Source organism: Sodalis sp. RH24, assembly GCF_047324145.1.
Lineage (GTDB): Bacteria > Pseudomonadota > Gammaproteobacteria > Enterobacterales > Enterobacteriaceae > Acerihabitans.
Window position 1 is genome coordinate 3,110,044 of the sequence record NZ_CP178729.1, and the last position, 15,112, is coordinate 3,125,155.

Below are 15,112 nucleotides of genomic sequence, written 5' to 3' on the forward strand. Positions count from 1 at the left end.
CCATCAAACACTCATTTCCATTCCTGGCGGATCTGGCTTTCAAAGAAAATCCCGTCAGTATTGCTTTTAGCCCATAGGCCAAACGCATTATTATTACTACCGGTGCAATTATCTGCAAGGTAGCCGGACAAGGCTTGCCTGATTAACCCTTCCCGGGAGAGAGGGCGAATAGCGGCCAGATTATCCCATTGCCGCAGATCTTCGTCAGGTAAATCGATCGCGATGCGGGTCATCAGCACCCTCTCCCGGATGATTCCTTATGTGTATCATGATCGATCACAATAGTGCTCCGAACCACTTATTTAATTACCATCATCAACGGCTGACCGATGACATAGGCAATACCTTTCATCATGTACTGATATAAAGAAAAGATAACACCCAGGGATCTAAACAAGCTAATTAATGTAATTAGATTAAAATATAAAATGAAAAAATTAAGTTGCTGCATGATTAAAATCATACTTTTAATTTACCGAAAAATATTATGAAATATAATGCTGTCTAGCCTATATAAAAACAAGCCCCCGGGGGCATGCTTGCGCAGAGGTCGCACCGGGGGTCTACAAGCATGATATTAACCTTTCACTGTTATTTAATCAACAGGGTGGCATAACATAGAGAAGAAGCAGAAAGCAGCCAGCAAAAGACTTCCCAGATTGAATGTAAGCAATCAAATCGTTGATAAAGGCTTAATTAAGCGCTTTATGTTTTTTTAAAAATTCGTCTATAGACATGCCATTGATGGTCGGCGGTGCGCCGGGCATGAAAGGCGTAGGTCCTATAGGAACCGTTGGCATAGTTACAGCCACGGGGCCGTGTTTCACCGCTCCTTGCACCACATTTTGCACGGCGGCACAACCGGCCCCCACCATTGCCCCGACGGGGCCGCCGGACACCGCGCCGAACGTCGCGCCCCAAGCCATGTCGCTACCTATACCACGCGCTACTTCAGCATTATCCGGTCCTGCATTGACATTATTCATTTTTTCCCCTTTTGCAAAGATAATAAAGAAATAACACGATAAGCATGATAATTATCGTGAGTGATGATGCAGAGAGGTACGATAACATACCGTCTTGAGTGATATTATCAATACTTAGGTTATCGGGCGCGAGCAATATCACAAAATTGGCCAGAAAAGAATAACATATGCCTTTGTAAATACTATTGCGGCTCAGGCCATGATTGCTCACCGTAAAATACATCGCTATTAGGACATAGGTTAGCGGCATATATATTTGCATTAACATTATTATCATTCCATATAGCATTTTTAGCATTAAAATATAACAAATCTGGATGTTGTTCATCCAACTTCATATCGCAATCAGTTATTTTTCATTTACGCCAACAATAATTGTGATAAGAGTTATAAATTAATTCTGCTGGACACAGTATATTTCCATTGACCCATGTTGACATCTCCAACCTCAGTGGGTCTTTTTACATTGGCGGCAATAAATAAACTATGGATGGGTTATGAAAATTATCAACTGTGACATACGAGACGTGACTACCGGAGATAATGTCAAAGTGATGGTACCGTCAAACATTTATGGATGTGAGCTTCATGACGATGTGTTTGTCGGCCCCTTCGTTGAGATTCAGAAAGGATGTGTCATTGGGCGCGGCAGCCGTGTGCAGTCACACACGTTCATTTGTGAGAACGTGTCATTGGGGGAGAACTGTTTTATTGGGCATAATGTCACATTCGCCAATGATTTATTCAGGTGTGGTGCGCCAGACCCAAATCCAGCAAGTTGGATTAAAATCAGCCTTGGCGATAATGTCACCATCGGCAGCGGTGCGACGATATTAACCGATTTCATTTGCAGCGGGTCGGTGATAGGGGCTGGGGGGGTTGTGGTCAATCCCGTGACGGTGAAAGGGATTTATGCCGGCAACCCAGCCCGATTGATTAGAACGTTGTAAAAGGCTCGGCCCTTTTTAACAGTCCCATAGGCCCGAGTTCTACTAAAGATAAATTTGAGAATAGGGCAACTCGGCGTAAAACAGCGACGTCGATCGGGCGGCGTTAATGTATATGCTGATCGGCAGTTGCAAACTGAACGGCGTGGGGCCGGAAGCGTATCTGCGCCATGTGCTGGAAATTATCGCGGATCATCCCATCAATAAAATCACAGATCCCCTGCCGTGGAACCTCAAAATCCCTACTGAATAAGCGTCAATACGGCCCAGAGTTGACGCTGTGAGTACCGGCATCCACCACCGCTAAAACGTACCGTCAGAGCTCATGCAACATATTCAAGGTGCTCACTCCATATCTAAAGGACTCGCACTCGCCTTACAACTGGCGCTGCTCCAGGCTGGTATAAATCGTGTTGATTTCACCTTTTAAGCTCTCGCCGCGATAAACCATCGACGTATCGTACCGTTGATACTTCTCTTCTCTCGTGGCGCTGAACCAGTTAAACGACCCTACGCACAGTAGTCCCTCGTCCCCAATCACAATTTTACTGTGGACGCGCTCAACTAGCTTCGTAGTGATACCCATCTCGTTCAACTTTTCCAATGCTACGTGAAGACGCTGTTGCTTCTCTTTACGCTTTTCATAATCGGCGTGTTCGGTATTGTAATATCTGTCTGTCACCACCGTGATATTAATGCCGCGCGAGCACGCCTTAATCATTGATGTCAGAAAGCCGGTTTGTTCCAGCTTTTGCCAGGTCAACCAAGGGGAAACAATGGTAATACTCTTCCCGATAGTGTCAAAAGCCTGGTTCAAAAACGCATCATGCTGCTCCACCCCGTGCAGGGTAGAGACCTGCGTTTGTGCTGCGCTTAAATCTTTGCGCTCCTGAAACTCAAACTGCAATGCGTTGCTGTCTGAGGCGAACACGTATTTTGCCAGCAATCCTCGTGGCGAAGAACCGGGCTGGATCTCAAACAAATCCATATCGCCGAAGACCAGAAAGCTGTCCTTAGCGCGGGAGACGGCGACATTCAGCATGCTGCTGTCACTGTCGATAAACCCGCCATCCTCATGTTTGGAATAGACCGGGGAGAAGAGCACAATCGCTCTTTCCGCCCCCTGCAGGGAGTGCACCGTGCCGACCGTCAGGGAATCTTCATCACCGCTACAGTTAATGTCAAGCTTACGCAACGCCGCTTTGATGGCGTTGACCTGCGCCGAAAATGGCGTAACGACCCCCACCACTTTATGCAGCGGTTTGTCGTAATGACGCTCGATTTCCTCTTTGTGCGACGCCAGCCAGGCCGCTATCGTCCCGGCCTCAAAGGCGTTGTAGCGGCTGCCACCGTTTGTCTGCTGACCCAGACCATCTATATGCAGATAACCCATCGCCGGAAGAAGCGTCTCTTTTTGTGCGCCCCGTTTCGGCTGTAATTTGCCGTGGTAGCAGAGCGCGTTACAGTAGCCAATGATGTTATCGAAGCAGCGTCGGTGCTCGTACAGGTACATCCCGCGGACCAGATCCAGATCGTACTGATAGCGCGAATTAAATTGCGCGACCTTCATGACGCTGCCCGACGCCGCGCTTTTACCTGAATCACACATCAGCGCATAGGCATCCGTCAGCTCTTCCTGAGTGCCGCCGGGGAGGATGTTCTCCTCCACCATATTGCCCATATCAATACCGGGCAAACTGTTCCAGATAGGCGCGATTTGTTCCGTATCGCCAATCACTAACGCTTTTTTCGCCAGCGCGAAGGAGGCTGCCGCCACCTCCGGGAGCACCTGCCCCGCTTCATCGACGATTAGCAGATCAGCAAGATTATAAAAATAGCTTTTATCAAATGGCTTTCCCTTACCTGCAAATTCACTGGTTTTCATATGGTAAGGCAGCATATAACAGGTCATCACCACACAGGGGGTGAGCTTCATTCTGCGCTGCCAGCGAGCCTTAACTGTTTTCGCGCCGTTTCGGCCTTTTTCTTTTTGAAGATTATCAATAGCGGCCATATCCATCAGCCAGCGACCTTCCCAGTAGTGGGTCGCCAGCAGGAACGCCGGAAAGCGAATCTGCGTATCAGCAAGCTCATCAGCTCCGGCCAGGCCCAGCTCTTCTTCGCCTGAATGTCCCAATGCCCCGGTCAGTTGGCGCCAATGCTTGACGGCCGCGCTTTCGCGCCGGGAAACGTCCTGTGCAAGATCGATTTGTTGCTGATACTCACCCTGCTCTTTTTGCGTTTGCGCAATCAAACCGTCGATATACGCGTCAATACCTTCCGGCGCAATTCCCTGGAACCCGGCCATTCGTGTGCCAAACGTAGTGTCCAGGAAGAGGTTAATTTGATAATGGCGCTTAGTACGAACTGCGGGGATCCATGAAAAGAACGCATACATCATCGACTCACCCGCGCGATATTGCTGCCACTGCTTTTTGCCCAGTGTTAAAAGCGCAATTTCATTCGTGCGGTCGAGCAATAACGTACTTTTGTCCTGAATGTACTGGTCAAGATCTTCGCTGATAGCGCTCCGTTCCTGGCGGATGCGGCTCAGGCTGTACCATGCTGAATCGATTTGCTTGAGCTGCGCGGACTGCTCGGTTAAACGCTCATGCAGGAGATCCACGACGCGTTCGGGCGAACTGCATTCCTCCGACGGAAACGCCACCCTTGCCCTTGCAAGATAGAAGGCCTGCGCATCTTCAACATACTCCAGGGATTCAACACGGTTAAAAAAGTCATCCGTCTGGTATTTTTTCACAGCCTCGGCCTTACGGCCCGAAGACGGGAAGTACGCGCCATAGCTTTTCAGCTCAGGCAGCCAGCGCCCGGCCATTGCTCCGGTGCCAGTGGCAAAATCTTTACCGAACGCTTCAATAATGTTGGTCACTGCCTGGTTATTGGTTGATGTGGCAATCACCACCGGCGGTTCGGTTTTATTGAGAGCAGCTTTTGCCCATTCAGTAGCAATGATAGAGAGAACCAGAGTGGTTTTTCCGGTTCCCGGCGGGCCGTTGACGGCGAGGATATCACCCTGCTTTTGGGTGAGATAATGGCTCAGGGCGTCTCGCTGCGCCACAGCCAGTGGGAACTCGTCCCCGGAATGCCCCAGACGCTCGCTGAACTTTGCATTGGCGGCAAGGAGAGGTTCTACGGGGGGCATTTCCGTCGAGGCAAAGCACGCCAGTAACGGAACCTCTTTTTTACACATCAGCAGATGATCATACAGAGGAAGGATATGGAGGCTGGCCCCGCTGGGCTGGTTCGCTTTGATAATGTAGCCATACCCTGCCGGTTCGTATTGCTCGTGGGTGGCGATCCATTTTCCGGCCACGCTTTCCAGGAGATTATTTGTCTCAGTCAGGTACCTTTGCCACTGCTGCTGATGCTTTTCATAACGCTTAACCCGCTGCTCGTCATTTTCCTCGCGGCGTTGCTGTTCGTCATCCTCGCCAAAAGTGGTCGAATTATGCGTGGTTTTGTATCTGTCATATTGCGCCATCTCGCCAATGGAGAAGGTGCCTTTGGGAAGCGGTTCTAGCAGGTCACGAGGGATAGTGGCAGGTGCAGTGGGGAACAAAAAGCCTTCACGGTTCAGGAGAGCGGAAGTCACCAGCGGTGTGGCGATACCTGGCGCGCCTGCCGTTCGCTCTTTACCATGCTTTAGCTGGCGGATCCAAGCTTTTGGTCGTAACAATACCTCGACGGTTTTTACCGTGTCGCTTTCACCCTCAAAGAATGCGTTAATAACTTCTTCATCCAGCCGTCCCGTGGAGATGTCCATCCACCGGATGAATTTATCCGCGTCTTTACGCTCAAATGCCCCTTTACCAGACTCGGCGTCTGCTAAGGAGTTACGCCAGTATGATGTGAACCCCTGAGTATTCTTGTCCATTCCCCGTCCCTGACTTAACAAAAATTATTGATTTCATTGATATAAACGCAGCACATTGTTAAGCATTCCACGATGCGAACACGATCGCAATAGTTTGTTTGTGTTGGGAAGGAATTGAGCATGACTGGGTTTACTTATGGCGACAGGCATTCAAAATTTTTTATTATTCAGCTTGTGTTTACTATTACGCGATTAATAAATAGAGGTGTTATTTAACACGATTTGGGTATGTAGAATGCCCCCATAACCGCCAGGATCCGGCACATTATTGATGGAATGGTCCGCAATTGTCGCCTGCACAGGGCGCAGGTACGCTTCCGGCGTTGCCTCATTTAGTTTATAGACTGTTTTGTCTTCGACCCAATGCGTTTTGTATGCTAGAAAATGGTTATAGATCAATCCAGATGGCGCACGTAAAACATTTTAGAATATGTCGATAAAAATGATTTTTTTAAATATACGGCCCGAACGTATTTACAATATCGACATGTCTCGGCCATGTGTCGATGAAATTTTTTTTTAAACATATGGCCGGGATAGGCTTATGGTATCGACACGTTTTAGCCATGTGTCGATAAAACACGATTTTTTAAACATGATGGCGTGACATGTTTTTTGAGTACATCCACCCGTTCCCGGACGGGAACAGGTGAACGAGTCGTATCCTGAATATCCTGTACCTGATTCAGTCTGGGTTGCTTTCGCTGCCTATACTGTATTTGTCCCGCCCCAACCTGGAGAGGCGTGATGATTACCACACATTCCTGCGCGGGGTGACAGAATAAGGGATTTTAATGTTCCGAAAATCGATTCTGATGACTTTACTTCTGCTGACGACGTCGGTATTCCTGCTGACAGGATGCCCCCCAGCACCGGATCTAACACAGTGGCAGCGTCCTGATACGGATATCGACGGCGTGCGCGTCGCGATGGGTAAATGCGGCGTGCAACTCCCCGGCTCCGATATCCCCAAAACGGATAATGAGTCCGTTCTGTATTACCAATGCATGGAAAATATGGGGTTTACCCGCAAAGACGGATTCAAAATTTGCAGCGTTCGTGTTTACCATGATACACCAGCCTGCCTCCAGCAAAAGCAGGGGCACCCCTTGAGCCAGAGCCAGCAGGAAGCGCTGCCTTTTGTCGCAGACAGCGGGTTTCATCCGATTAAGCCGGATTCCGGCGTGAGCAAGTTTTCCTTGATTACTTGGCGTAAAGTGGGGGCCTCGCTGCATTTTTCTCATGAAGTTGAAAACGACAAACAAGCACTGGCGGTGATGTATCAATGCGGTTATCCGCAACCTTTGGGCTCGGCGCCTTACGTGCCCACGCTGCGCAAAGCCGCTAATGTTCAGCGATGCATGCTGGATAAAGGTTTCGAACCGAAAAACAAACTCGATCTCGTATGTCGCAATTACCCGCAAGTCACGGGCTGTCAAAAAACATAGCGCGTCTCCCTGAACTTACCCCGAAGAATCTGTATAGACACTGTCGGCACCTCTCCCAGTGTAAACATACGCCCAGGGCCGTATTGACCGTTATTCCGCAGGGATGTGAGGTTCCATGGCAGGAGCGCGTTGATTTTGTTTGTTGCAAACGGGAAGCCGCATCCATGGACCGGATATTAATGGATGAAAAACGGCCAGCATGGAAGAATGAGAACTCGACACGGAAGGAAAGATGGATATATTTCTTTATATAAAAGAAGATTATGAACTTGCAGAAGAATATGGACAGAAAAAGCCACCCTTGGGTGACCTGATTATGTAGTAATGGGAAGGCCGAAATCGAACACCAAATAATTATTTAATTTTAGTAAGTTAGAAAGCCTTTCTATCGAAGCCCTCAAAAAGGCCCCCAATTTGTTAAGATGGGGCGGAGCCGACATATTTTTACGCTGAATCCAGAACTGGTCAAACCAGATTGCGAGGACTTTTTCAGCGCCATTTTAAAACTGATAGCGATGTCAAACGAAGCCCATCGAACACTCATTCCCAGTCATGATTGCGGACCTGACTTTCATAGAGGATGCCGTCAGTGTTGCTATTAGCCCATAGGCCAAACGCATTATTACTATCAGCACGATTATCTGCAAGATAGCCAGACAAGGCTTGCCTGATTAACTCTGGCCGGGAGAGATGGCGTATAGCGGCCAGATTATCTCATTGCCGGAGATCTTCTTCAGGTAAATCGATCGCGATGCGTGTCATCAACGCCCTCTCCCGGATGAATATTGATAGGTATATCATCGATCAAAATAGTGCTTCCCTCCACTAATTTCATTAGCATCAGAGCAAGCTGACGTAACCGACCACAAAGGAGACTTGTATCATGACTGCGTTGCACAACGATTTATCCCGGCAAAATGTGTACGATGACCCTGTTTTTTTCGAAGGATATAAAACATTACGCCAGAAGGACTCCGGCCTGAACGGCGCGCTGGAGCTGCCCGCGATCCGCGCGTTACTGCCGGAACTGAGCCACTTGAACGTGCTCGATCTTGGCAGCGGCTTTGGCGATTTTGCGCGATACGCCCGCGCCAAGGGCGCCGCCCATGTCACGGGAATTGAACTGTCAACGCGTATGCTGGCTGAGGCGCAACGCCTGACGGATGATCCGGGCATTACCTTTCAGCCTATTTCGATGGAGGATTTTGCGGCTGATGACAATATCTATGATCTGGTGGTGTCGTCATTAGCCTTGCATTACGTCGAGGATTACACGGGAATATGCCGCAAGGTTTATAAGGCGCTAAAATCCGGCGGCTATTTTATTTTCAGCGTTGAACATCCGGTTTGTACCGCCTGGCCGGTAGGATGGATCACCACTGAAACCGGCGAACATTGGCCGCTGGATAATTATCACGATCAGTCAATACGCCATACGAAGTGGTTTATAAACGACGTCATCAAATACCATCGCACGACACAAAACTATGTGAATACCCTGCTGGGTTGTGGTTTTACCCTGCGCGCCTTGTCTGAGCCGCAACCGACAGAAGAAGCCCTGGTACAGCGACCTGAATTAATGAAGCACTGCCGCCGGCCACCGTTTTTAATACTTAAAGCGCAAAAGTCGCTGTCGGCACCCGTGCTCAATGTGGGTTGACCGCTATTTTCCGCGTCTGCAGTGAATACTCTCCCCTTGCTTACTGTCCTAAATAAACAGTGGTGATCTGGGTACGCTAGTGCCCCAGCTCTCGGCTTATGGTATCGGCACGTTCTGGCCATGTGTCGATAAAACGCGATTTTTTAAACATGAGGGCGTGACATGTTTATCGCATCGACATATTAAGGCTATATGTCGATGAAAACGGTTTTTATAAACATATGAAGTGGAATCCTAATCCCCCCCCTCACAACGAGTTGCCGATACTGCCGCCTGAACTGAAGTGCGTTGAAATGCGCAGCGTATCAAAGCGTGCATAAGTCCTGTATTAGCTCCCTGAGAATTCATACACATTGACCCGCCTAAAATTTGAGGTAGGCGCAGAACTATGTTCACGTCTGGTCAAAGCGAAATCATGGGATGCGAAGGTTGGATGGTAACGCATGCCCGATATATTGACCAATCGTTCCGAAAATTATAGAGTCTCTACACCGGCATTCCCCAATTGCCGTATTGGCCGCCTTGGCGACATGAATCTATCAACCAGGAGGATTCAAAAAAGATGGCCTTGAATCTCGGTATATTACCTTTCAGACCTCTTTACACCCGGTTTCGAACGGTTGTTCAGAAGATGGGGACGCTGGTGTTGGTGTTGTCGGCCGGTGTCGCGGCATCGAATACGCTCTTCGCCCACGCACATGCGGCGGGGTCGGCCCAGAGCACGGCTGCAGGCACGGCCAGATCTGTTCCGTTCGTCGAACGCGCCTTGCAGAAAGGTCCCCGGGTCTTGCTGGTAGAGCTATTCGACAAGACGCTCTATGTCTTCAATGACGCCCATGAAGTGGCTGGGCCGGTGTTGAATGTGCTGCGCTCCTTGGGCTTCGAGCCAGTGTTGCCCGAGGGGGTGATCGTGCCGCAGTCGGGCTCGCTGCCGTTATCGCTCGACAAGCTACGGAATACCGAAACGCAGCACGTGTTCTTTATGAACTTCTCCCGCGATGAGGCATTTGTTGTGCGGACAGGCCGGGAACTGGCGACAATTGCAGAGGGAGCCTTCTATCGCATGGATGGGACGGTATCGGAAGCGTTCTCCACCCGGTGGAAAGAGGAGAACTTGCTGCCGCGTGTGAGTGATGCCATCAAACAGGGCACGCAGTAAATGTCATGTGCAAACCATCCATGTCGTCCGGAGTTTCCTATGAGTTCGCTGCCAATCTATTTTTTCGCCGAAAAATGGAATGATCATTCCTTATTTAGGTGTGATTGTGATGTACCCGTTTCTATGAAAGGAAAGATGAGTGATGAGATCAGGACACAATAAGCCAGTTTTGCCCGAACAGGACGGGAGAAGGCCATCTTCCCCCGGCGATCTCCCTGCCGCAGCGCATATTCCCGTTGCGCCGATCGCAATCCTGGCGGTTGCCGGCTTCCTGCTGGTGACCACGGAGTTTGTCATCATCGGCCTGATACCTGCCTTAGCGCGCGACTTCGGTGTGACCCCGTCGCAGGCCGGGCTGCTGGTATCGCTGTTCGCGTTCACCGTGACCTTCTGCGGGCCGGTATTAACCGCGCGGCTGGCCGGACGCGAACGCAAGCGCCTGTTCACGATCATTCTACTGATCTTTGCTGGCGCCAACCTGATGGCAGCGATATCCCCGAACGTCTGGATATTGGCGGTGGCGCGCTTCATTCCCGCGCTGGCGCTGCCCGTGTTCTGGGGAACGGCCAGCGAGACGGCCGCACAACTGGCCGGCCCCCGGCACGCGGGACGTGCTGTCGGGCGTGTCTACCTGGGCATCTCTGCCGCCCTGGTCCTCGGGGTGCCGCTCGGCACGGTGATAGGCAATGCCATCGGATGGCGCGGCGCTTTTGCGGTCCTGGCCGGCCTGACCCTGTTGGCTGCACTGCTAATGCACGTCTGCATGCCGCGACCGCCGATGGTACCCGTGGCCTCACGATCGGGCCAGCTCAGCCTACTGAAGTCGTCCAGGTTCCTCATGCATGTCCTGCTATCCGTGCTGGTTTTCACCGCGATGTTCACTTCCTACACATTTCTGGCCGAGTTGCTGGAAGGCGTTGCGGAGATTGCACCATCGTGGGTGGGATGGTGGATGATGGGATTCGGCATCGTGGGGCTGCTGGGCAACTGGCTGGGCGGGGTCATGGCCGATCGCAATTCCCTGGGGGCCACCGTTGGTTTTCTGTTCCTGTTGGCAGTGGTCATGGTGATCCTCGTCCCGGTTGCGTCCAATCATTGGCCGTTGTCTGCGGTTTTGGCGTTCTGGGGAATCGCCTATACGGCGCTTTTCCCGATCTGTCAGATCCGGGTGATGCAGCATGGGCAGCAGGCCCAGGCGTTGGCCGGCACGCTTAATGTGTCGGCCGCCAATGCCGGTACCGGTTTGGGGGCGGTTGTTGGTGGCTGGGTTATCAGCGAGCTCGGAACGGCATTCCTCGGCTACGCGTCCGCCGCACTGGCCGTCGTGGCCGTCCTATGCGCGTTGCCGTTGTTCCGGCAGAGCAATCAATGAGGCCTTCGAACGCGGATTCGGTATGTGCCGCGCGTCCGATCTTAATGCGTGGGGTGCCGTGGCGGGAGTAATATTGGATGTTCGTTCTTTAATTATATTAAACTGCTACAACTGAATTTAGGATCATAAACGTTGATGCCCAGCCAAAGTCGCTCTCTCCCCGGTGAAACCACACGCGGCCGGCCGCGCCAGTTCGACCCCGAAGTCGCGTTGGTGGCCGCCATGCGCGTGTTTTGGAAGAACGGCTATGCCGGTGCCAGTATCAGCACGTTGCTCAAGGCGATGGGCATCAACCGGGCCAGCATGTACGCCGCCTTCGGCAACAAGGAAGCACTGTTTCGCCAGGTGCTTGACCGCTATGAGCGGGAAAAGTCGGCCTACATGCTGGACGCTTTGCAGCAGCCTACGGCCCGTGGCGTGGCCGAACAACTTCTGCGCGGTACGCTGGCGTTGCAGGCCGAAGGCGACAATCCGCGAGGCAGCATGAGCATCGTGCATTCGGTCAGCAGCGCACCGGGCGACGAGTCTGTCCGGCAGTATGTGCTGGAACGGGGAGCGTATTGGCGCATGCGGCTCATCGAACGGATCGAGCGGGCGCAGGCCGAGGGCGACTTCGGATCAGAATTTGATGCCCGCAGCCTTGCGTTGTCGCTCAAGGCGACCACAGATGGCCTGTTGATCGCGGCCGGGACCGGTACAAGCGATGCCGAACTGAAAGGTATCGTGCAGACGTTCCTGATAATGTGGCCAGGGCGATAGACCCAGGCAGAAGCTGATGCGAATTGCATCGATTTTGCACCGGGCATCGCCCAGCGACATGAACCCTCCTCTGATTGAGGCATTTGCCGTGGCGGCCATTAAAGGATTACACCGCGGCATTCTCCGTCGGTTTCCCCGGTCGGGAGAAATCGATTTTTATCCGGCGCGCGTAAACCCACTTATCGAGCATTTTACCGGCCAATTCACTCGGCGATCGCCCAAATGCGCTGGGATAAGGTAGCAGTATCACGTGCGACCGAACGATATCGCACCGGACCGCGGCTGGCGTTGAGCACACCCCGTACCTGACGCTGGCTGGCTCCATAGCTCGTCTGCACGTCGAGGATCCATGCGCGTAACCGCGTTAGCGTCAGATTGTTTTTGACAGCACATCCTGCAGCATGGCTTTGCTGAGGCTTAAGTCGGCCACCAACTTCTCAGCCGGGCATTGCCTTCTTCCTGTTGCCGTAATTGATTCAATTCAGAGGGGAAAGTCCGCCTAATCGTTTTCGTCAAATGCAAAACGTGGCATTGGAAATCTCCAGCGTGCGACAGACCATCAGTACCGGCATACCCAGTTCGGCATGTTTGAGCGCAAATGCGATCTGCTCTTGGGTGTAGCGGGACTTTTGCATCGGCATCACCTCCATCAACGGGATGGGTCTAACGTGCCGGATTTCCAGTTTTGGGTGGAGTTGAATATTGGGTTAGGGTCAACTGGAAAAGCGCGGAAAGCCTTGCGGAGACTGAATTTCAGGCATAAAAAAAAGCCACCCTTGTGTGACCTGATAGTGTACTAATGGTGCGAAGGCCGGACCCAAACAATTACATAATTTACTGTTTTATCTATAAAAAAAATATAAAAAATTATAGATGCCCCCTTTTATGCCCCCTCTGCAATTTTATCAGTTGCCATAAAACTCATTAAGTTATATTCATGGCAAGAATTTCAAACAGTACAACGGTCTTTAAATATTTTACTCGGTCAGGTTTTCTACCATGAAACCGAACCAAGCCCCCACAAAAAAAATTTTATGAAAAATTCTTCACACTCTACACTTTTAATTATTTATCTTTATATTCAGTTAATTAGATAATGAAGTGTGGGTGTTGAATTGATTATACCCTTCACCACTGGTGTACTTTAAGCCTAAAAAACCGGCTTTCGCCGGTTCAGGGTGGTTCAAATTGCTGCCGGATCTTTGCATTTTAGCAGCAAGTCGGTGTTGCTATCCTCCGTCAGAACCAGGTTGGTCTGAATACCCAGCTTTGTTCGCCGCTTCAGATAGTTCAGTCCGTATCCCCGCAGAATTCCGTCCATCGACAGCCCGAACATCTTCATACTGAGCGGGTTCTTGTATCCGTTCGCTTCCATGTATGCCAGATAGGCGTGGTACAGATAACGCTTCGGCCGTGACGGACGAATGCTGGCGTTTCCCATATAGAGCGCGTTTGGCTCAGGCGTGGTAAGGAGAAGCACCGGAGTCCATAAAAAAATTATCCTTTAATTTAATTTTGATTTTACTTATTTTATAAGGGTTATTCTCATTGCTATACACCTGATTACTAAATCAAAATGGCCACTTGATAGCATTAAATTCATCTAAAGCTTTTTCACCGAAATGCTCATCAATGGATTTTGAGTACAAAATTAACCCATGTAAATGGTTTCTAAAACCTATAACTGATGTAAACCCTTTAAATTTTGCATGATTAACTGGTCCAACATTCGGATGTTTACAAAAATGAAGATGTTGTTTTATCTTATATTTAAACATCTTATCTAACCCGACTTCATCTTTTTCCACATTTAGCCCTAAAACAATTTTACGAGCTCCAGGTGGAACTATCTTTGTTTTATTTTTGTTAGGGATAAAGCCAAAATTATTAATTATTTCATAAGCAGATCTTATAATCTCAAGAGCATCATGCCTTGAGAGTTTATTTGAATCAGAAGAAAAAACAATATCATCTGAATATCGTGAATACCTTAATGTAAATCTCTCAGATAAATTAGCCATTTTTTCATCTAATGACTTGCAAACAAGATTAGATAGACATGGACTCGTTGGTGCACCTTGAGGAGTATTCCCCAACTCACTGTTATCATTATAAAATTTGTAAGATTTTAAATTTTTTTTCTTAAAGGCTATTTTTCTTTCTCTGTAAGAACGTGGTCCAGGCCAAGTACAGATTCTAGCCAGTTCGAAAGATAACAATTCTGAAAATCCATTTTCTAAGAAAATATGATAAACGTCTATCTCGGAAATTGTTTCAAAGAAATTTTCTATGTCTAACTTAATTAGCCACTTACTATTAGTGTGAATATTGGCAGCATCAAAAATGGATGAGTTGGGTATATAGGCAAAACTTGATTCATGTGATGGTATATGAATAAGTATTTTACTGTGAATAAATCTCTGAACTTTCAAAAGTTGAGGCTCGGGAATGAAAATTTTTCTTTTATTCCCCCCGCCTTTCTTTCTTATCAAGAAAAATCTATAAGGATGAAAATCATGCCTGTTAATAATGGCTCTCAAATAAGTGTACTCAACTCCAGCCATATAAGCCAAATGGTTTAGTGTTAAAATTGGAGTGACATTACTATTTAAAGACAAGATTTTTTTGATGGAAAAAATTGAATTATCGATAATTTCTTTTTTTATGTCTTTCCGCTCTGCATCAGTGCGGAAACGTTGAGGAGACCATTTTTTCATTTACTTTGGCCCCGGAGGGGTAAGTAAAATCGCGACAATAAGTAAGACAGCGGACGATCCGACGAAGTCGGGATTGTTGCGATTTTGCTTACACTATTGCGTGAGCTATTACATGAGCACATAAAATATATTGCCCGCAGATAAAGGACATTAAACTCTACCTGACAAG

General features: G+C 49.2%; 12 protein-coding genes and 3 pseudogenes. 8 read left to right on the forward strand and 7 right to left on the reverse strand.

All coding sequences use genetic code 11. The features are described from left to right. Nucleotides 1-11: 11 nt before the first annotated feature. The 3 genes from ACL2XG_RS14155 to ACL2XG_RS14165 all read right to left on the reverse strand — a co-directional run bounded on the left by ACL2XG_RS14155 (nucleotide 12) and on the right by ACL2XG_RS14165 (nucleotide 1,324). Complete coding sequence (locus ACL2XG_RS14155; RefSeq protein WP_413721910.1) at nucleotides 12-233, reverse strand: hypothetical protein; 222 nt, start codon at nucleotides 231-233, stop codon at nucleotides 12-14. A gap of 459 nt (nucleotides 234-692) precedes the next feature. Continuing rightward, the gene (locus tag ACL2XG_RS14160; RefSeq protein WP_410012520.1) at nucleotides 693-986 is read right to left on the reverse strand and encodes a hypothetical protein; all 294 of its coding nucleotides are present in this window, start codon (nucleotides 984-986) and stop codon (nucleotides 693-695) included. Nucleotides 987-1,168: 182 nt separating this feature from the next. Further along, entirely contained in the window at nucleotides 1,169-1,324 is a 156-nt protein-coding gene (locus tag ACL2XG_RS14165; RefSeq protein WP_413721909.1) for a hypothetical protein, read from the reverse strand. Nucleotides 1,325-1,483: 159 nt separating this feature from the next. Between ACL2XG_RS14165 and ACL2XG_RS14170 the strand changes: the two genes are divergently transcribed. Both ACL2XG_RS14170 and ACL2XG_RS14175 read left to right on the forward strand, forming a co-directional pair. Beyond that, nucleotides 1,484-1,936 carry an acyltransferase gene (locus ACL2XG_RS14170; protein ID WP_413721908.1) on the forward strand — a complete coding sequence of 151 codons (453 nt, stop codon included), beginning with the start codon at nucleotides 1,484-1,486 and terminating at the stop codon, nucleotides 1,934-1,936. A 91-nt stretch (nucleotides 1,937-2,027) separates the two neighbouring features. Then, nucleotides 2,028-2,186, forward strand: a pseudogene (locus ACL2XG_RS14175) (transposase domain-containing protein); the annotation flags it as partial. A 123-nt stretch (nucleotides 2,187-2,309) separates the two neighbouring features. Here the strand turns inward: ACL2XG_RS14175 and ACL2XG_RS14180 are convergent. After that, the gene (locus ACL2XG_RS14180) at nucleotides 2,310-5,828 is read right to left on the reverse strand and encodes an AAA domain-containing protein (protein WP_413721907.1); all 3,519 of its coding nucleotides are present in this window, start codon (nucleotides 5,826-5,828) and stop codon (nucleotides 2,310-2,312) included. A gap of 614 nt (nucleotides 5,829-6,442) precedes the next feature. Between ACL2XG_RS14180 and ACL2XG_RS14185 the strand changes: the two are divergent. From ACL2XG_RS14185 to ACL2XG_RS14210, 6 genes and pseudogenes are all read left to right on the forward strand, one after another. Then, nucleotides 6,443-6,610: pseudogene (locus ACL2XG_RS14185) on the forward strand (Fic family protein); the annotation flags it as partial. A 12-nt stretch (nucleotides 6,611-6,622) separates the two neighbouring features. Next, on the forward strand, nucleotides 6,623-7,276 hold the full coding sequence (locus tag ACL2XG_RS14190; protein WP_413721906.1) for a hypothetical protein: 654 nt from the start codon (nucleotides 6,623-6,625) through the stop codon (nucleotides 7,274-7,276). Between the two features lie 883 nt (nucleotides 7,277-8,159). Further along, the gene (locus tag ACL2XG_RS14195) at nucleotides 8,160-8,936 is read left to right on the forward strand and encodes a class I SAM-dependent methyltransferase (protein WP_413721905.1); all 777 of its coding nucleotides are present in this window, start codon (nucleotides 8,160-8,162) and stop codon (nucleotides 8,934-8,936) included. Between the two features lie 562 nt (nucleotides 8,937-9,498). Next, the gene (locus ACL2XG_RS14200; protein WP_413721904.1) at nucleotides 9,499-10,095 is read left to right on the forward strand and encodes a hypothetical protein; all 597 of its coding nucleotides are present in this window, start codon (nucleotides 9,499-9,501) and stop codon (nucleotides 10,093-10,095) included. Between the two features lie 142 nt (nucleotides 10,096-10,237). Further along, nucleotides 10,238-11,467, forward strand: a complete 1,230-nt coding sequence (locus ACL2XG_RS14205; RefSeq protein WP_413723528.1) for an MFS transporter — start codon at nucleotides 10,238-10,240, stop codon at nucleotides 11,465-11,467. Between the two features lie 135 nt (nucleotides 11,468-11,602). Then, nucleotides 11,603-12,226 (forward strand): TetR/AcrR family transcriptional regulator, encoded by a 624-nt coding sequence (locus ACL2XG_RS14210; protein ID WP_413721903.1) that lies wholly within the window; start codon nucleotides 11,603-11,605, stop codon nucleotides 12,224-12,226. Nucleotides 12,227-12,738: 512 nt separating this feature from the next. On the opposite strand, the gene ACL2XG_RS14215 is transcribed toward ACL2XG_RS14210, so the two are convergent. From ACL2XG_RS14215 to ACL2XG_RS14225, 3 genes and pseudogenes are all read right to left on the reverse strand, one after another. Beyond that, nucleotides 12,739-12,861: a transposase gene (locus ACL2XG_RS14215; RefSeq protein WP_413721902.1), complete on the reverse strand. Its 123-nt coding sequence runs from the start codon at nucleotides 12,859-12,861 to the stop codon at nucleotides 12,739-12,741. Between the two features lie 548 nt (nucleotides 12,862-13,409). After that, nucleotides 13,410-13,700, reverse strand: a pseudogene (locus tag ACL2XG_RS14220) (winged helix-turn-helix domain-containing protein); the annotation flags it as partial. A 97-nt stretch (nucleotides 13,701-13,797) separates the two neighbouring features. Next, the gene (locus ACL2XG_RS14225) at nucleotides 13,798-14,943 is read right to left on the reverse strand and encodes a reverse transcriptase family protein (protein ID WP_413721901.1); all 1,146 of its coding nucleotides are present in this window, start codon (nucleotides 14,941-14,943) and stop codon (nucleotides 13,798-13,800) included. Nucleotides 14,944-15,112 lie beyond the last annotated feature (169 nt).

Coding starts and splice junctions, on each gene's coding strand:
- ACL2XG_RS14155 (WP_413721910.1), bottom strand. CDS start 233: ATGACCCGCATCGCGATCGATTTACCTGACGAAGATCTGCGGCAATGG.
- ACL2XG_RS14160 (WP_410012520.1), bottom strand. CDS start 986: ATGAATAATGTCAATGCAGGACCGGATAATGCTGAAGTAGCGCGTGGT.
- ACL2XG_RS14165 (WP_413721909.1), bottom strand. CDS start 1,324: ATGAAGTTGGATGAACAACATCCAGATTTGTTATATTTTAATGCTAAA.
- ACL2XG_RS14170 (WP_413721908.1), top strand. CDS start 1,484: ATGAAAATTATCAACTGTGACATACGAGACGTGACTACCGGAGATAAT.
- ACL2XG_RS14180 (WP_413721907.1), bottom strand. CDS start 5,828: ATGGACAAGAATACTCAGGGGTTCACATCATACTGGCGTAACTCCTTA.
- ACL2XG_RS14190 (WP_413721906.1), top strand. CDS start 6,623: ATGTTCCGAAAATCGATTCTGATGACTTTACTTCTGCTGACGACGTCG.
- ACL2XG_RS14195 (WP_413721905.1), top strand. CDS start 8,160: ATGACTGCGTTGCACAACGATTTATCCCGGCAAAATGTGTACGATGAC.
- ACL2XG_RS14200 (WP_413721904.1), top strand. CDS start 9,499: ATGGCCTTGAATCTCGGTATATTACCTTTCAGACCTCTTTACACCCGG.
- ACL2XG_RS14205 (WP_413723528.1), top strand. CDS start 10,238: ATGAGATCAGGACACAATAAGCCAGTTTTGCCCGAACAGGACGGGAGA.
- ACL2XG_RS14210 (WP_413721903.1), top strand. CDS start 11,603: ATGCCCAGCCAAAGTCGCTCTCTCCCCGGTGAAACCACACGCGGCCGG.
- ACL2XG_RS14215 (WP_413721902.1), bottom strand. CDS start 12,861: ATGCAAAAGTCCCGCTACACCCAAGAGCAGATCGCATTTGCGCTCAAA.
- ACL2XG_RS14225 (WP_413721901.1), bottom strand. CDS start 14,943: ATGAAAAAATGGTCTCCTCAACGTTTCCGCACTGATGCAGAGCGGAAA.